Below are 4,000 nucleotides of genomic sequence, written 5' to 3'. Positions count from 1 at the left end.
GCCCCGGCGGCGCCGCGCCCGAGCCCCCCGGTCACCCTGCGCCCGAAGGCCCGCACCGGCCTAGCGCCCCGCGTCCTTCTCGTTGGCGCCTCGACCGGCGGCCCCCGGGCGGTCGGCGAGATGCTCGAGAAGATCGGCGCGGCGACGCTGCGCCGGCTGCCGATCCTGATCGTCCAGCACATGCCGCCGATCTTCACCGCGGTCTTCGCCGAGCACCTCGCCACCCGCACCGGACTCGTCGCGGCCGAGGGCAAGGCCGACGAACGGCTCGAGCCTGGGCGGATCTACGTCGCGCCGGGCGGGCGCCACATGGGCCTGACGGGGGGCGCCGGTAGAGAGCCGGTGATCCGCCTCGACGACGGACCGCCGGTGAACTTCTGCCGGCCGGCCGTCGACGTCCTGTTCAAGGACGCCGCCGCCCTGTTCGGGGGCGCCACCCTCTCCGTCGTGCTCACTGGCATGGGCTCGGACGGCACCCACGGCGCCCGCGCGCTGTGCGAGGCCGGCGGCGCCGTGCTCGCACAGGACGAGGCGACGAGCACCGTCTGGGGCATGCCCGGCAGCATCGCCAAGGCGGGGCTGGCCCAGGCCATCCTGCCGCTTCCCGAGATCGGCCCTGCGCTGCGCGCCATGATCACGGGACAGGCGGCATGACCGAGCTCGAATTCGATTTCCTGCGCGCCTACCTCAAGCAGCGCTCCGGCCTCGCGCTCACCCCCGAGAAGCGCTACCTCGTCGAGAGCCGGCTCACCCCCGTCTGCCGCCGCTTCGGCCTCGCCACGCTGCGCGACCTCGTCGGCACCTTGAAGATCTCGCGCGATTCGTCGATCGAGAAGGCGGTCGTCGAAGCGATGACCACCAACGAGACCTTCTTCTTCCGCGATCGGACGCCGTTCGATCTGTTCCGCGACGTGCTGCTGCCTCAGGCGATGGCGCGCCGTGCCGGCCAGCGCCGGCTGCGCATCTGGTGCGCGGCGGCCTCGACCGGCCAGGAGCCGTATTCGCTCGCGATCCTGCTACAGGAAGCTGGCGCCAAGCTTGCCGGCTGGCAGGTCGAGATCGTCGCGACGGACCTGTCCACCGAGGTGATCGAGAAGGGCAAGCTCGGGCTCTACAGCCATTTCGAGGTGCAGCGCGGGCTGCCCGTGCAGTGGCTGCTGAAGTACTTCACCCAGATCGGCGAGCAGTGGCAGATCGCCCCGGCCCTGCGCGCGATGATCGATTACCGGCCGCTCAATCTGCTCAACGGCTTCGAGGCGCTCGGCTCCTTCGACGTGATCTACTGCCGCAACGTGCTGATCTACTTCGATACGCCGACCAAGGCCGACATCCTCGGGCGGCTCGCCGAACGGCTCGCACCCGAAGGCGCGCTTCTTCTCGGCGCGGCCGAGACGGTGATCGGCCTGACCGACCGGCTGAGCCCGAACCCGCAGCATCGCGGCCTCTACGGCGTGGCGCAACCGGCCCTGCGCGCGGCGCCTCCGCTCCCCGCCGCGTTCCCGCAATTGCGGGTCGCCGCCCGCTGACTCGGGCGAGCATCACAGCACGAATTACGCTGCGGGAAGAGGGGGGAACGGCCGCTCGGCCCCGCTGGAAACATACCGAAACATTAAGGCGAACAGATCCTTAACCGCGGCGTGGGCACTTTGCACACGGACCCGCGGCCGGGCGTTTCCGGCAGCTTCACGGGAAAGCCGCCCATGAGTTCGATCTCCAGCACCACCGCCTCGCAGATCCAGGCGCCGCAGCGCCCGGCGCACGCCCACAAGAATCGGGTCGCCTCCGAGATCGACAGCGAGGCCTCGGCCGGCACCATCTCCGCGACCGACGCCACCGCGCTCACCAGCGCCCTCGACTCGATCGACGCCAGCCTCAAGTCCGGCGAAACCGCGAACGGTGCCGCGTCGGCATCGTCGAGCACCTCCGCCGCGTCGCGGCTCGACCCGTCCCAGATCAAGAGCCGCATCGACGGCCTGATCGCCGACCAGGTCACCAACGGAACGCTGACCAGCGACCAGGCGGCGACGTTGACGTCGCTGTTCGCCAAGGGAGGCGCGAATGGCGAGGCAAAGGATGGCGGGGTCGGCGGTGCGGGCGGCCCGCCCCCGGGACCGCCCCTCGGCGCGGCGCCGGACGGCAACGACCTGTCCGATGCGTCGAGCGCGGATCCCGACGCCTCGGCCTCGGGCAGCACCAGCACCGCATCGACGAGCGATCTGCTGGCGAGCTTCATCAAGCAGCTCCAATCGACGCAGGCGAGCGCGACCGGCTACGCGTCGAGCGGGACTTCCAGCACGAGCAGCAACGCCTCGGCCCTCGTGTTCGACTTCCGCAGCTGAGCCGCATCGGCGCGCGCGGTGTCGCCATCCTCGGGGCGAGCGAGCCGGCACCGCGTCCTCGCCCGGTACATCGTCCGTCCCCGGCGATGCCGCGAGACAACCGCCGGCCTCAGCGGGTAGGACGCGGTCTCGACGCGAAGCGAGCAGGAGACATTCGATGACGGCAAGGCCGAAGGTCGCGTTCATCGGCACCGGCGGGACGATCTCGTCGCTCGGTCGCGATTCCCTCGACATCCTCGACTACACCGCGACCGGGAACCGCCTGGAGGCGCAGGCGATCCTCGATGCCGTGCCGGAGGTGCGCGCGGTCGCCGAGATGGTGCCGGTCGCCTTCCGCGCCGTGCCGAGCCCGGCGATCGGCTTCGCGGAATGGCGCGACCTGGCGACGACCTGCGAACGCCTCGTCGCGGAGCATCGCGACCTCGCCGGCATCGTCATCGGGCACGGCACCGCCACCCTCGAGGAGACCGCCTACGCCCTGAGCCTGACGCTCACCGTCGACGTCCCGGTGGTGCTCGTCGGGTCGCAGCGGCCGATGAGCGCCCTGTCGAGCGATGCCGGGCTCAACCTCGTCGCGGCGATCCGCACGGCGGCGTCGGCGCAGTCCCGCGGGCGCGGCGTCCTCGTCGTCCTCAACGACGAGATCCAGGCGGCACGCGAGGTGACCAAGACCTCGGTCGCCCGGCTTCAGACCTTCCGGACGCCGGATTTCGGGGTGCTCGGCCACGTCGACGGCGCCTCGGTGCAGTACTACCGCCGCTCGGAGCGGAGCCACGCTCCGGGAACGCCCTTCGACATCCGCGCGCTCGATGCGCTGCCGCGGGTCGACGTGTCCTACGGCTATGCCGACGCGGACGGCACGGCGGTGCGGGCCTTCCTCGCGGCCGGAGCGCAGGGCATCGTCTCGGCGGGGCTGGCGCCGGGCATGACGCCGCCGCGCGAAGCCGACGCCCTCGAGCAGGCGGCCGCCGCCGGGATCGTCGTGGTGCAGTCGACCCGGGCGGGCAGCGGCGTCGTCCCGCTCACCACCCGCCTGAGGGAGCGCGGCATCCTCAGCGCCGACAACCTGACGCCGCAGAAGGCCCGCATCCTGCTCGCGCTCGCCCTGACGGTGACGCGCGAGCCCGCGGAGATCGCGCGGATGTTCGCCACCTACTGAGACGCGTCGGGACGGGCCGAAACCCGATTTCGGCCTCCGCCATCGACAAGGATCGGTGGGTGGAGCAAGACGGTGCCATGGCAATGGCGGCATCATCCATCGTCTCCCTCTCCGGGCCGGAACGCGAGCGCATCGCCGCGTACCTGGCCGAGATCGCCTGCGCCGCCGGCGAGATCCTGCTCGGCCACCACGGCAACGACTGCCCGCACGTGCTCAAGGTGGACGGCTCGCCCTCGAGCCATGCCGACCTCGAGGCCGAGCAGCTGATCCTGGCCAAGCTCCTGGAACGGTTCCCGGCGATCCCGGTGGTGGCCGAGGAGACCTGCCACGACGTGCCGCCCGCCGACCGGTTCTTCCTGGTCGACCCCCTGGACGGCACCCGCGACTTCCTCGCCGGCAGCCCGGAATTCGCCGTGTGCATCGCCCTGATCGAGGGCAACCGCCCGGTCGCCGCGGCGCTGGCCGCGCCGGGCGTCGGCCGCGTCTGGCACGCGGGTGTCGC

At 71.7% G+C, this 4,000-nt stretch carries 5 protein-coding genes; all 5 read left to right on the top strand.

Translation table 11 applies throughout. The features are described 5' to 3' along the window. Positions 1–654 (top strand): CheB methylesterase domain-containing protein (locus tag FV230_RS25490; protein ID WP_147844379.1); only part of this gene is annotated, 654 nt, incomplete at its 5' end. Then, positions 651–1,526 (top strand): protein-glutamate O-methyltransferase CheR, encoded by an 876-nt coding sequence (locus FV230_RS25485; protein ID WP_147844378.1) that lies wholly within the window; start codon positions 651–653, stop codon positions 1,524–1,526. The genes FV230_RS25490 and FV230_RS25485, both read left to right, overlap by 4 nt. 174 nt (positions 1,527–1,700) lie before the next feature. Beyond that, positions 1,701–2,339 carry a hypothetical protein gene (locus FV230_RS25480; RefSeq protein WP_147844377.1) on the top strand — a complete coding sequence of 213 codons (639 nt, stop codon included), beginning with the start codon at positions 1,701–1,703 and terminating at the stop codon, positions 2,337–2,339. Positions 2,340–2,496: 157 nt separating this feature from the next. Next, positions 2,497–3,498 carry an asparaginase gene (locus FV230_RS25475; RefSeq protein ID WP_147844376.1) on the top strand — a complete coding sequence of 334 codons (1,002 nt, stop codon included), beginning with the start codon at positions 2,497–2,499 and terminating at the stop codon, positions 3,496–3,498. An 83-nt stretch (positions 3,499–3,581) separates the two neighbouring features. After that, a partial coding sequence (locus FV230_RS25470) for an inositol monophosphatase family protein (protein WP_281408329.1) occupies positions 3,582–4,000 on the top strand: 419 nt, incomplete at its 3' end.

The sequence above is a fragment of the Methylobacterium sp. WL6 genome (genome assembly GCF_008040095.1).
Classification (GTDB): domain Bacteria; phylum Pseudomonadota; class Alphaproteobacteria; order Rhizobiales; family Beijerinckiaceae; genus Methylobacterium.
Note: the sequence above shows the minus strand (reverse complement) of the source record. Positions and strands in the feature narration are given on the sequence as shown.